The organism is bacterium (assembly GCA_004322275.1).
Taxonomy (GTDB): Bacteria; Desulfobacterota; Deferrisomatia; order Deferrisomatales; family BM512; genus SCTA01.
Window position 1 is genome coordinate 82,533 of record SCTA01000006.1, and the last position, 12,469, is coordinate 95,001.

At 58.8% G+C, this 12,469-nt stretch carries 7 protein-coding genes and 1 tRNA gene; 1 reads left to right on the plus strand and 7 read right to left on the minus strand.

Going from position 1 to position 12,469, the window contains the following annotated elements; translation table 11 throughout:
• Positions 1 to 238: 238 nt before the first annotated feature.
• The 7 genes from EPN96_02290 to EPN96_02320 form a co-directional block, all read right to left on the minus strand.
• The gene (locus tag EPN96_02290) at positions 239 to 832 is read right to left on the minus strand and encodes a histidine phosphatase family protein (GenBank protein TAL18354.1); all 594 of its coding nucleotides are present in this window, start codon (positions 830 to 832) and stop codon (positions 239 to 241) included.
• 6 nt (positions 833 to 838) lie between these two features.
• Complete coding sequence (cobS, locus tag EPN96_02295) at positions 839 to 1,585, minus strand: adenosylcobinamide-GDP ribazoletransferase (GenBank protein ID TAL18355.1); 747 nt, start codon at positions 1,583 to 1,585, stop codon at positions 839 to 841.
• A 3-nt stretch (positions 1,586 to 1,588) separates the two neighbouring features.
• A complete protein-coding gene (gene cobT, locus EPN96_02300; GenBank protein ID TAL18356.1) occupies positions 1,589 to 2,668 on the minus strand; it encodes a nicotinate-nucleotide--dimethylbenzimidazole phosphoribosyltransferase in 1,080 nt (359 codons plus the stop codon).
• Between the two features lies 1 nt (position 2,669).
• The gene (cobU, locus tag EPN96_02305; protein TAL18357.1) at positions 2,670 to 3,197 is read right to left on the minus strand and encodes a bifunctional adenosylcobinamide kinase/adenosylcobinamide-phosphate guanylyltransferase; all 528 of its coding nucleotides are present in this window, start codon (positions 3,195 to 3,197) and stop codon (positions 2,670 to 2,672) included.
• Between the two features lie 210 nt (positions 3,198 to 3,407).
• The gene (bamA, locus tag EPN96_02310) at positions 3,408 to 6,137 is read right to left on the minus strand and encodes an outer membrane protein assembly factor BamA (protein ID TAL18358.1); all 2,730 of its coding nucleotides are present in this window, start codon (positions 6,135 to 6,137) and stop codon (positions 3,408 to 3,410) included.
• Positions 6,134 to 10,963 (minus strand): hypothetical protein, encoded by a 4,830-nt coding sequence (locus tag EPN96_02315; GenBank protein ID TAL18359.1) that lies wholly within the window; start codon positions 10,961 to 10,963, stop codon positions 6,134 to 6,136. The genes bamA and EPN96_02315 overlap by 4 nt, the downstream gene beginning before the upstream one ends.
• A gap of 342 nt (positions 10,964 to 11,305) precedes the next feature.
• A tRNA-Gly gene (locus EPN96_02320) sits at positions 11,306 to 11,381 on the minus strand.
• Positions 11,382 to 11,454: 73 nt separating this feature from the next.
• Between EPN96_02320 and EPN96_02325 the strand changes: the two genes are divergently transcribed.
• Positions 11,455 to 12,180 (plus strand): hypothetical protein, encoded by a 726-nt coding sequence (locus tag EPN96_02325; GenBank protein TAL18360.1) that lies wholly within the window; start codon positions 11,455 to 11,457, stop codon positions 12,178 to 12,180.
• Positions 12,181 to 12,469 lie beyond the last annotated feature (289 nt).

Genomic DNA, 12,469 nt, shown 5'->3' on the forward strand with positions numbered 1-12,469 from the left:
CCCTTTCCGCCTCCGCTCCCTGCGTCACCTACGGGCCCCGAAGTCCGTAGGTCGGGTGGAGCGTAGCGATACCCGACGTTTGCAATGTTTATTGTGTTGTTATTGTTGGGTTTCGCTTGCGGCTTTGCCTACCGGGGGTTTTCGTAGTTTCAGACTGCAATGGATAATCTGCTTCGGGGGTTTTATCGCTCAACCACAACCTACGCTCGTATGCCTTTTCTCCGCCGCCGGAATCCTTCTAGCCGTTGACGAGGGTAACCACTTCGTTTCCGTCCGGGAAGTAGCTGATCCTGTTCACCGAGCCGCACCTTTGCTCGACCTTGTAGTAGCGCGAAAGGGAAAGCCCCAGCGCCGTGAAGAGTATCACCCTGTTCACCCCGCCGTGGGCTACCACCATAATTCTGCCGCCCTCGTGCTTCTTCCTCAGTTCCTCAACCGCCGGCAAAACCCTGCTTCTGAGGTCGGAAAGGCTCTCCCCTCCGGGGGTCCTGCAGTTTTCCTTGTCCGCCCAGAAAGCCCGCAGCATTTCCGGCTCGGTCTCCATCAGGATCGAAAAGAGGACGCCGTCCCACCTGCCCATGTTCATCTCGCGCAGGGCGGGTATCCGGGCAACCTCCATTCCGTGGGGCTTCGCCATTATCTTCGCGCTGGCGACGGAGCGGTCGAGGTCGGAGGAGTAGATCGCGTCGAACTTTTCCACCGCAAGTTTCGCGGAGACCTTTTCCATCGTCGCGACCCCCTCGACGGAGAGGGGCGAATCGGTCCAGCCGAGCAGGGTTCCGGGAGTCGAGGTCTCGCCGTGGCGGATTAGTATCAGCTCGGTAGGAGTCAAGGGGGGTTAGCCGCCGTAGGATATGATGTGGAGGGCGACAAGCGCGGCTATTTCACCGGTCTCGACGGTGAAGCCGAGAAGATCGCCGGTGATGCCCCCGAGTTTGCTGTGGAAGCGGTTCTTGAGAAGCGCTACCCAGCCCCAGGTGACTACGAAGGCGACGAGGCCGGAAAGACCGGCTGCAAGAGAAATGAGCGCGGCGAGGCCGAGGGCCTTGTAGAGGGTGGCGTCGTCCACGAACTCGGTGAAGGGCGTTCCCAGCCCTCCTCCGGGCCTCGCGTAGGTGGCCTGATAAGCCATGTAGGCCATCGTACCCCTCGCTATCGCCGGTACGGCGAGAAGGGCCGAGAGCTTCATCTCAGCGGGGAGGTAGCCTATCGCGGCGGCCTTGGCGAGAATGACGAGGGTGACGGCGGCGGCTCCGTGGGCGCCCGTCCTGCTGTCCTTCATGATTTCCAGGGCGCGTTCGGGGTTTTTGCCGCTCATCAGGCCGTCCGCGGTGTCCGCCACGCCGTCCATGTGAAGACCGCCGGTGACCCAGAAGAGAAACGCGGTGAGAAGCGCGCCTTCGAGCATAGAGGGGAGCCTGGAGGTGATGAAAAGGTGCAAAACGGCCATCAGGAGGCCGAGCGCCGCCCCGACCAGTGGAAAGGCGGATATCGAGCGTCCCAGCTCCTCGCTCTTAACCATTTCGGGCTTGAAGAGCGGGATTACCGTCAGAAAGCTGAAGGCTGTCTTGAATCTGCCAGGCAACCGCTACTCCTTTTGGGAAACGCCCGCTTCGCTGAAAGTTGCCATCTCGGTCATTATCTTCGCGGAGGCCTCGATAATCCCCATCGCCAGAGCCGCCCCCGTCCCCTCGCCGAGGCGCAGGGAAAGTTTCAGCAGCGGTCTTGTCCTGAAAAGCTCCACCATTCTTGAATGGCCCCGCTCTTCGCTGAGGTGCGACAAAAAGAGGTAATCCTCGGCTGCCGGAGCGAGCTTCACGGCCACCAGCGCCGCCGCTGTAGAGATAAAGCCGTCGGCGATGACCGGTATCCCCTCCTTCGCCGCTCCAAGAAATATACCCGTCATCCCGGCTATCTCGAAGCCGCCGACCTTTGAAAGGACGTCCAGGGGGTCGTCCGGATCGGGTTTGTTGACAGCGAGCCCCGTGCGGACCGCTTTCGCTTTCCTCTTCAGCCCCTCTTCGTCGACCCCGGTTCCCCTGCCCACGACCTCTTCGGCGGGTATCCCCGAAAAGGCGGCGAGAATGGCGGAGGCGCTGGTGGTGTTGCCTATTCCCATCTCGCCGACGCCGATAAGGGAGACGCCCTCCAGCGCGGCCTTTTTAACCAGCTCCATGCCGGTGGCGACAGCCGTCCTCGCCTCCTCCCTCGTCATCGCGGGGCCTTTGGTGAAGTTGGCGGTGCCACGCGCCACCTTGGCGTTCACGAGGCCGGGGATCGAGTCGAAATCGTAATCCACCCCCATGTCCACGATGGTGACCTCGGCCCCCGCGTGGCGGGCCAGCACGTTTATCGCCGCCCCTCTCCCGAGGAAATTGAGCACCATCTGCGGGGTGACGACCTTCGGATACGCTGAAACGCCCTCGTCCGTCACCCCGTGGTCTCCGGCGAGGGTGAAGATCTGCTTTTTCGTAATTCGCGGGTTTATCGTCTTTTTTATGAGCGCAAGACGGGTCGCTATCTCTTCGAGAAGCCCAAGACTCCCCGGAGGCTTGGTAAGGTCCAGCAGGCGGGCCTCTACGGCCCCGAGAAGGTTTTGATCGACGGGCTTTATGCCCGAAATTTCTTGTGCCAGAGCTGCGTTCGTCAAAATAAGACTCCCTGAGATGTTATTCGAGGGGCAGTCCCCTGCCCGCGACTATAAAATATGCGCTGTCCGAGGCCGCGCAGACCTTTTGGTTGATGATTCCGGCCAGATCGCGAAATCTGCGGGTGTACGGGTCCGCCGGGACGATTCCAAGCCCCACTTCCCCCGTGACCACTACAATTCTTGCCCGGCTCGACCGGAGCGCCGCGACGAAGCGGTCGGCTTCGCCGCATATCGACGCTTCGTCCTCGCCGTATCTTTCCATGAGGTTGGAGGTCCAGAGGGTAAGGCAGTCTATGAGAGCGCCGCCGTACTCTTTCGCCCTTTCAACCGCAAGGACAAGGTCCAGCGGGGTTTCGAGCGTCTCCCACCTCTCTCCCCTCGCCTCCCGGTGCTTTAAAATCCTCTTTTCCATCTCCTCGTCGCGCCCCTCGGCTGTGGCGACGTAGAGAAGCCTGCCCTCCCAGCTCTCGGCCAGCTTCTGGGCGTACGCGCTCTTGCCGCTCCGGGAGCCGCCCGTGACGAAAAAGATTCTCTTCTCCGACTCCATCAATTTCCCTTAAAACGTGCTTAAAACTCTTGATAAGGTTTTGTACTTTGTGCCTCGCAACTCCGGCAATCTATTTCGGCGAAGGGCAAGGAGTCCGCAGGTCGCGCGGTCGCAGGCAGTAGCGTCACTACGCCAAGACCCGCGACCGAGAAACGACGCAGTCATTCGCCGAAAGAGGCAGCCGGGGCTCGCAACAGTTTTCACAGCCTCCTAGAAGACGTTACCGATGGTAAAGTGCCACTCATTCGGACTCTCCCCCTCCTTACGGTCGAGCTTAAACCCCACTTCCAGAGATATCGGCCCGACCGGCGTAATATACCGGAGTCCGCCCCCCGCTGCGTTGCGAAGATCGCCGGGAGAAGGGTTTTCATCCTTCAGGTTCCAGACCTGCCCGGAATCCCAAAAAAGCGTCCCCCCGACCTTTCCCGTCAGCAAAAACCGGGCTTCCGCCTTGAGGTTGACCATGAGGTCGCCGCCTATCGGCGTGCCGTCGGAGGCTTTAGGCCCTATGGCGTCGCGCGCGAAACCCCTTACCGTCGAGCGTCCGCCGAGAAAAAAGCGCTTGTCGATGGGGAGATTCTCGGTAGCCCCCAGAGTCTCGGCGTATCCGCCGCGCGCCAGCAGCGCGAAGGTGTAATCCCCCAACTGGAAAAATCCCGAAGTCGAGGCAAGATAGCGCGCAAAGCCGACGTCCGACCACAAAAAAGGAGCGGCAAGCTGAAACTCCAGAGTATGCCTGGCTCCGCTCCGGGGATTGAAGGGGTCGTCTCTGGTGTCGCGGATAAATACGGGGCCGATTGCGCTTAAAAAGTAGTCCTGATCGCCGGTAACGGCCGGGTCTGCATCTTTGGCGACGTCCGTCAGGATGTTTCTCTCGATTGTGTACAAAACCGAGCCTTTTGTAAACCTGTCGAAATCGTGGTCCAGCCAGGACTGGATCGCCATCGATTCAAGCGAATAGCTTTCCTTTTCGAGGTGCTGGCCGATGAGGCTCAGGCGAAGGTCGTAAGGGTAATCGAAAACCCAGGGCGTCCTGTAATTGATCGAGGCGCTCCTGTCCTGCCCCACCGTATCCAGGCGAAGGAGCATCGAACGGCCGGTCCCGCCTATGTTGGCGTGGCCCATTTCTAGAAAGGCCTTGAACCCTTCCTCCGTGCCGTAGCCGAAACCGTAATCGAGGTGCCCCGTGTTCCGCTCCCGCACTCTCACGATAACGGGAAGGCTGTCTCCTCCTCCGGTTCCCTTGAGGGGCTCGATGCGCACGTCCTGAAAGAAACCAAGGCGAAAAAGCTTCCTCTGGCTGACGAGCAGCTCCTGCTGGTTCCATATCTCTCCGGTTTTGAAGGTGAGTTCCCTTAAAATCACCTCCGGCAAGGTTCTGGCGTTTCCGCTTACTATCACGGGTCCTATGCGGTTCACCGGCCCCCCCGCGACGGTAAAGGTGACGTTGACTTTTTGGGCCGCCGCGTCGATAGAGGTCTTGTACTTTACCGTGGCTCCGAGATGTCCGCTTTTGACCAGCTCCGAAAGGAGAGCCAGGCGGGCGCTGTCGAGCTTCGCGGGCGCGGCGGATTCGCCTTCGTGTATCTGGGCCAGCTCCCCGGCGATCGAAGCAGTAAGGGAGGCGTCGGTCTCGAAGACGGGTTTTCCGAAGCGGTAAACGTCGCCCTCCTCGATCCCTATCACCACCGTGGCCTTGCCTTCGGGGGATATTTTGGCCTCTTTTATCACGGCCTTCGCCGTCACCATGCCCATCGAGGCGTAATAGCCCTCAAGCGCCGGCAGGGTCTTTTCGATATCCTCCAGAATGTAGGGGGGATCGGAGAAAAAACCCCCGTCCAGGGATTCCATGCGCTCCTTGAGGTCTTCGTCCCCTACCCTCATGTTTCCCTCGAAGACGATGGAGACGAGGGTAGCTGCGGGACCGGTCGTGACTATGAATTTCAGCTTTCTGGGATCACCCGTGACCGAATCCTCCACGCTTACCTTCGCAAGCGCGTAGCCCTTGCCGTAGAGGGCCTCGGTGAGGGCTTTTTGAAGATGGGTCACCCACTGTTCAGTTATGGGCTCTCCCAGACGGCTGTTTTTTATCTCGCTCAGTTCCCCCGGAAGCCCGCCGTTCGCGGAAACTATCGATATTTCGGTGCGCGCGCCCAGTTCCAGAGGCAGGTTGAGGATAGTCCCCTCCTCCGTCCTCTCGAATCCGGGGCTGACCACGGTAGCTTCGGGATAGCCGTTTTTCCAGCAATCGGCCAGAAGGTTTTCCACCCCCTCCCTCAGCGCCGCTGCAGCCGGAACGTCGCCGAGCCGAAGATCCAGTTCCGACAGAACCCTCTCCAGGCCATATTCTCCGGAGTCTCCCATGTTCCCGTAAGAAGTTATCCTGTCCGGTTCCCCCTCTTCGACGAGGAACTCGACCGCCACCCAGTGCTTTACCGGAAGGGCCTGGACCCCGGTGGTTATTTTCACGTTGGAGTAGCCGGTAAGGGAATAAAGCCGGGCGATCTCCTTGCGGTCGGATTCGAGAAAGGGCAGGTAGACCGGTTCGTCTATTCTGGTGTCCAGCCGGGCAAGAACCTGTTCCTCCTTGAGGCCGGTCATGCCGGTGAAGGTTATTTTTCGTATGAGCGGCTCGGGGACTATGTCGAAGAGCAGTCTGATCCCCTCTCCCTCGCTCTTGTAGTTTACGACGACGTTTTTGACCGTCGGAAGCCGGGAGATGAAACTGAGGGACTCCGCGACGCGGGCAAAGTCGTAGCTGTCGCCGGGTTTTATGAGTAAAAGGCGGTAAATCTCGGCATCAGGCGCCATTGACCGGTTTTCGATCGCAACGCTCTGGATTTTCCTGCCCTGTATAGAGCCGGAATCCTCCACCGCGGCGGAGATAACCGGCAGAAGAAGAGAGGCTGCGACAAGGAGAAAACACAGAAGGCGCTTCATCTGAAGGTAATCCGAAAGCGTATTTCGCCGCCGAAGGAGCCCTGCGATTCCTTGCCCTGATCGGACCAGGAGCCCGACACCAGAACGCCGGATTTCACCGTGTATTCAAGGCTCATTTCCTGTTCGGACTGTGTCCCCATCAGGACGCCGTACCTCGCGTAGAGGGATTCCCCCAGCGCCTTGCCGACGGTGACGCGGGGAACGGTGGTCTGCATGGTCTGTGAAAAGGCTGGGTCTATGTGGAACTGGTCCACCCCGAGCACCTCGTTTGCCTGGTTTTCAAGCTCGTCCTGTATGCCGCCCGTCAAAAAGCTGCCCGCCTCGAAAGCCGTGACGTCGCCCGTGCTTACGTTCTCCGAGGTGGTGCCGAGGGCGAGGAGGGCGATTATGTCCTGGCGCTGCAGAGGGGGAACGCTGCTCAGCTCCACCCTGCTGTCGTCCAGAGTGCCCGTAGCCGAGACGTTTACGGTGTACTGGCCGACGGTGGTGGTGGCCGCGGCGTCTATGAGAGTCCCCGAGCCCAGATCGCCCAGAAACTCTATGCTCGACCTCAACAACTGATACTCGTGGGCGCGAAATCTCACGAAGCCGTCCTTGGCGCTGACCTCGCCCATAAGCTCCGGCGAAGGCAGATACCCGCGGACGCGAAGATCGACCTGAAAGGAAAACTCTCCGACGTTGTTCTCTACTCTGAGGTTGTCGGCGCCAAGAAGGGCTATGTCGACGAAGACCCTCTCCTCGTCCTGAACCCCTACGGCGGCTTCTCTCTTCTGCGACCTGATGAGATCGAGCATGCTGGTTCGCCAGTTGAATCTCTGCCTGTAAAGAAGGCCCGCCAGCTTCACCTCGCCGCGCACCTCGGGGGCCGAGGGCTTGCCGGTGACGAGGAAATCCCCTCCGAACTGGTATCTGACGTCCTTCGGATACTCGAAATCTATGTCGCGGGCCTCCACGAAGATCTTCATCTCGGCCGGCTTGAATTTTTCGAGTTTCAAAAGCCCTTCGCCGTGGATGGTTCCCTTTGCGAACTTCGCTTCGAGATTTTCGAGGTAGAGGGTATCCGTGCCCTCGAAAGAGGCCTTGAGACGGATATCCGAAAACGGATAGGGGACATTCTTCAGCTTTACCATGCTGGAGCCGGGTATTTCAAAAAACCCTTGATACACCGGCGCTTCCCAGGAGCCGGAGATCAGCCCGTCGGCCACGACGACCCCGGAGGCTTCCTCCAGACCCGGAAGCTGACCGGAGAAAAGTCTCAGATCCATCTTCCCGCTCGCCCGAAGGTCGTAGAAGGAGCCCGCCTTCACCTTGCCCGAAAGCGAAAGGTCAAAACCGTCTCCCGTGAGTATCAGGGATTTGAACCCTATTGTTCCGTCGTCCCAGGTGAGATGGACTTCTTCGCGGTTTTTAACCTCCGCGTACTCGGTTTTGATTAAAACTTCCTGAAAATCCGCTTTCGCCGAAACCGCACCCCCGGCGGGCATTCCAAGTTCGACCCTTCCCGTGACGCTTCCCGTCACGGGCTTTTGGCCCTCGGCCTGAACCAGCCAGTCTTCCACGGGGGTCTTTTCGAGGGTCAAAACCGCCGAAAGCCCCTTCTCGGGATTGTAAACGCCTCGCAGCGAAACCCCGGGTTCCCGCCCGGCCTCGAAAAACAGCGCCTCAGCGTCGCCGGAAAATTTCCAGCCGCCCGGGAAGGGGTTTATTCCCGGAACCTTTTCTGCGCTGAAAGTCCCCTCTCCGCTCATTGCCCCGGGTTTGGCCGAGACTCCCGAAAACTGTGCCCAGCCGGATACGCTGCCCGAAAAACCGGTTCTCTCCCCGCCGACGGCTTCGGACCTGAAATTATTGAGAGCGAGTCTGCCCTTCCAGGCGAGCGTCTCCTGGTTCAGAGAAAACTCCTGCAGTTCCAGCCCTTCCGCTTTCAGCGAAAGATGCAGATTTTTTCCCTCTCCGGTGGCGCCGCTAAACACGAAATCCGGCAATTTCCCGGCGGGCTCGACCGTAAGTTCCCTGACCTCGCCGGAGAGCTTTTGAATCTCGACCGAAGCGAGGTTTACTTCGCCGTTTTCGCCGGGAACGGCGCGAAGCGAAAATTCCGCGTCGAGAATCCCTCCCTTGAGGGGTTCATACAGCTTGCCGAGCCTTGAAACGGGGAAGGCCACGGCGGTGCCGCTGACCTCGATGGGCTTTTTGCTCTCCATCGGGTGAAGGACGCTCACCCAGAGGGTCTTTCCAACCGCGGAACCGTCGATCTTCATCACCCGGGAGCCGTCCGGCCCCTTTTGGGGGTAATTTACGGCTATCTCCACGTCTTCGAGGGGAAAACCCTTTACCTCGGCGCCGCCGACAATCCCGGTAAAGCCTATCGACGAGGGTATTATCTTCCCCTCTTTCAGGCTCCCCTCGACCGTCCCGCGACCGGTGATGGAGCGGGCGGCGAAACCGGGGGGCTTGTTCCCGAGAAATCTTTCCAGCGGCAGGCGGTCGAAGCCAAGCTCCTTCGCCTCCGCCGTCACGGAAAACACACCGTCGATGCCCATCTCTCCGGCAAGGTCGAGTTGCCCGTCAATTGTCCAGGCGTTCAGGCGGGCGCGCCCCTTCAGAAAGTGCGCCTCGAATTTCACGTCGCCGACCGGCTCGCCCAGAACCCGCGCATTTTCCACCGTTCCGATGGCGGTGGCCGAAGGCTCCTTGAAGGTGCCCTCGCCTGTCACGTCGATATAGGCGACGCCCCCCATACCGTCCGGCGCGGGCAATATGCCCGGCAGTTTCGCTACGTCGAACCCCGTGACCCCGGCCTTAACGTCAAAGGTCTTTTTGTCGGCCTTGCCGCTGCCGTGCCAGCTCGCTCCGTAAGCGCTCGCCTCGAAGGAGCTCAAAAGAATGGAATCCAGAGAGAATTCTCCCGCGACCCTGATCGCCTCGGCGTCTATTTTCTTCAGCCACCACCAGGGAAGGGAGGTAAAACTGCCGACGGTTACCTCTCCCTTGAAGACGGGTGTTTTCAGTTTCCCTCCGAGACGGCCCTCGGCGTAAATCTTTCCTGAAAGGTCGATGGGCGGCACCTCGGCATGTTTTCTGACAACCGCCAGAAGTTTTGAAAGCTCTCCGCCCTGCCACTTCAAATCGAGGTCGTAAGAGCCGTCCGTGGTCAGAATCGCTTTACCGGCTGCCTCGATCTTTCCGAAGGCTCCGTCCACGGTGAGGTTCCCGGTTTCGAGAGTGCGAAGGTCGTAGCTGGCTTTCGCCTTGAGCCTTCCGAGGTTCTCACCGAGGATTACCGTTTTGTCGAGGTCGAGGTCGTAATTGAACTTAAGAGCGGAGTAAGGGCCGCCGAAGGTGCCCACGGCTTTGCCGGAGGCGTCGAACCCCTCCGGCAGGTACCGGCGGACGGTTGAAAGGTCGCGTATCGCAAGGTCTGTTTCAAACTCAAGTCCGGTGGGGTAATCGACCGAGCCGCCCGGTATGGCGAGGGTGAGCGAATCGGCGGTGATGGCGCTCTTGTAGAAAATTATCCTCTCGCTGCCGATTCTGCATCTCGTGTCCAGAGTGCCGTTTTTGAAGCCGTACCACGAGGTAAAGGTTCCGTTCCTCTTCGTAGCCACGTCGAAATCCCTTACCTTCGCGCTGAGGGTCGCGTTCAGGGAGAGGTTTGGGGCGAGCGTGCCCTGCGCGGAGAGTTTTCCGGAGGCGAAGAGGGTGACGGGGAAATTGCCGTCGCGAAATCCGGGTAGAATCCTCATCGACCCGCGCAGGTCGTAGTTTTCAAAATCGCCGGAAGCCGAGAGCTTGACGCCGTCGTTAAAGTCGAGTTTTCCGCCGAAGTTGCCGAGCGCGCCGTAGCAGGTATCGGCCTTGAGCCCCTTGAATTCCAGAACCTTGTTCTCGTAAACCGCGCCGGTGGAAAACGCCGGGATGGCGCAGGTCGAAAACTCGCCCCCGGTGACGGTGAGCCTGCCCTCGACGCGGGGATTTTTCCCGGTTCCCGTAATCTTCCCCTCGAAGACACCCTTGCCTCCCACCGGGGCGAAATTGGCGAGTCCCAGCGCCGACAACCAGCCGGGAGGGAGCTTTTCCAGATTCGCGGTCCCCTTCACCTCTCCGGTCAGCGCGCCGGAAGCGGAGATTTTGGCGCTGCTGGATATCCGCACCCTGTCGCTTTCGAGCTCCAGCGCTTCGATCCAGGCCTCGCCCCCCTCGCTCCTGCCCGTGACGGAGAGGGTCTTTATCTTCTCCTCGTTGCCTCTCCACTTTACCTTTCCTCCGCGTATCTCCGCTTTCCCCGCTCCCCCGGAATAATCGGCGCTGGCTCCGTCGAGGTTCAAAGAGAGGTTTTCCGAAAGGTCTACGACCACGCTGGCGTTCTTGACCGAAAATTTCTTGAGGTCGTAGCCCTTGAGTCTGGCGAGAAGCCCGGTGTCGCCGCTCTCTTTGCCGGGGAGCTTCCCGTAAACGAGGGGGTCTTCGATTTCGAGCGAGAAGGTCGGCCTCCCGGAGAGGGAGCTCAGGGGGTGGAAGGTGAGTTTTATCTTGCCGGAGCTGAACTTCCAGTCACCGGCGGTCGAAGAGAGGGAAATGGAGGAAAGGGAGACTGAGACGTCGAGCGGGGAAATGCTGAGGTCTTCCAGCTTGGCCTCGACGCCCTTTTCCGAGGCGATCTCCTCGATTTTTTTCGTAATAAATGAATCCGCAGCCGAAGATTTGCCGATAAACAAGGTAAGCGAAAGTATTACGCAAGGTATTGCGATAAGAAGAGCGATTCTGGATTTGGACTTCTTGGCAACTGACATAAAGCCGGAATTCCTCGCTTGCGTCTTTGTCATGAAAGCCGGTGCAAGGTCTCATTGGCCCTGGACTTTCACTTAATCTATTAATTTAATTCGTTTTTACATTTTCTTCCATAGCTAAAAGAGGCGGAAAATCAGGGAATAAGCTCCTCTAGGCAAATTATACGGCTGATTCGGCGCGGCGACTTGCGATTTTTGCGGGCGCTGGGAAAATCAGCGGTTTAGCGAATCCGGGAGAGAGGCAAACGCCGTGGATTCGGCTGGCGCTTTACCGGCAGTGCTATAGAATTAAAAAGAGAGGTTGCCGCGCTTTGGCGGTAAGCAATAAAAAAGCGCCGAAGTCCGGTATGACCCGATCTTGCGGCGCTTTGATGATTATGGAGCGGGAGACGGGATTCGAACCCGCGACCCTCAGCTTGGGAAGCTGATACTCTACCAACTGAGTTACACCCGCTTTTTGAGAAATTGAATTATCGAAGCTAAGGAGCCTTCTGTCAAGGAGGTCTTTGCCTTCAGAGGGGGCTAAAATGCGAGACGATGAATTTTTAGCCGGAGGAAGGAGCGCGATCGAGGTAGGGGAAGCCGCCGCGGGCATAGTCCACGATTTCGCCAACATAATTCAGGCGATAATCCTGCGGGGCGAATTCATCCTCGCCAAAGGAGTGCTGGCCGAGACTGATTCCTCCAAAATGGAGCAGCTCCTCAACGATTCGAGGATAATGGGAGAGGTGCTCCACATGCTTCTCGAACGCGGCCGGGCGATAGTAGCCTCCTCCCCCGAGCGCGTGGAGCTTCGTTCGATAGTCCAGAAGGCGATGAAAGCGAGTGGGATTCCCAACGTCACCTACAAATTCACCGAAGATCCCGTAGAAGTGAAGGGCGATGCGCTCCTCCTTTCCGGCATGACGGATATCGCCTTCAAGGTGCTGGCGAAGGACGCGGGGCCGGGAACCGCCTTTCATGTGACCTCCTTCAAGGCTGCCCACGAAGAGATCGAGGCCCTTTCGCCCCCCTGGCTCGAACCCTGCCCCTGGGGAGCGGTCACGATAACCAGAAAAGGCGGCGGCGGAAAATTCCCGCTCGACGAAGAATTTCACCTCTCCCACAAAACCCCCGAAGAGATAGACCTCGACATCCTGCGCATACGCGGGGTCATAAAACTCCACAGCGGCTTCTTCCGCGTCGAGAAAGAGGAAGAAACCACAGGCGGAGACCTCACCTTCAGCTACTACATCCCGGATAGAAAACCCTAGTCATGTAGTTGTGTAGGTCGGATTGAGGCACGAAAATCAGGCAAAACATCAATGTAATTCAATAGTTGTGTATGGTGTGTTAGCCGCGAAGCGGCGTAACGCACCATTTCTCGGCGTCATTCCCGCGAAAGCGGGAAACCAGTGACTTGTGTGCTTCGCACGTTTACAGTTGCGAGGCTCTGCCTCGCGCTCCTTGTCACTTCTTTTAGAAAGAAGTGACCAAGAAATCGGCCCGGACCCGTCGCTCGCGCTTTAAAAAGCGCGACCACTTCGTTCCGGCTGGGCCGTA

Coding starts and splice junctions, on each gene's coding strand:
- cobU (TAL18357.1), bottom strand. CDS start 3,197: ATGGAGTCGGAGAAGAGAATCTTTTTCGTCACGGGCGGCTCCCGGAGC.
- bamA (TAL18358.1), bottom strand. CDS start 6,137: ATGAAGCGCCTTCTGTGTTTTCTCCTTGTCGCAGCCTCTCTTCTTCTG.
- EPN96_02315 (TAL18359.1), bottom strand. CDS start 10,963: ATGACAAAGACGCAAGCGAGGAATTCCGGCTTTATGTCAGTTGCCAAG.
- EPN96_02325 (TAL18360.1), top strand. CDS start 11,455: ATGCGAGACGATGAATTTTTAGCCGGAGGAAGGAGCGCGATCGAGGTA.